The organism is Dietzia sp. UBA5065, from assembly GCA_002415925.1.
Classification (GTDB): domain Bacteria; phylum Actinomycetota; class Actinomycetes; order Mycobacteriales; family Mycobacteriaceae; genus Dietzia.
Genome location: DIAZ01000044.1, coordinates 47,767 through 48,093, shown reverse-complemented (window position 1 = coordinate 48,093; position 327 = coordinate 47,767). Strand labels below are relative to the sequence as shown.

Here is a 327-nt window from a genome sequence, read left to right as displayed (position 1 = left end):
CCGGGCCCGGCGGGGCGCCGGCTGACAGACCGGGCAGAAGTGGGACCCGCGGTTCATGAAGTCCTCCCGCACGACCGGCGACCCGCACCGCGCGCAGGGTCGCCCCGCACGTCCGTAGACGTCGAGCGAGCGGTCGAAATACCCGGACGCCCCGTTGACGTTGACGTACAGCGCGTCGAACGAGGTCCCCCCGGCGTCCAGGGCGTCCGCCATCACCGCACGGGCGTGGTCGAGCAGCCCGGTGACGGCGCGGAGCGTCACCGTGCCGGAGCGACGCCGGCCGTGGATCGCCGACCGCCACAGGGCCTCGTCGGCGTAGATGTTGCC

The 327-nt window shown here is 74.0% G+C and carries 1 protein-coding gene; it reads right to left on the bottom strand.

Translation table 11 applies throughout. The features are described from left to right. Nucleotides 1-327 (bottom strand): zinc finger domain-containing protein (locus B4M60_RS03325; protein ID WP_291080260.1); only part of this gene is annotated, 327 nt, incomplete at both ends.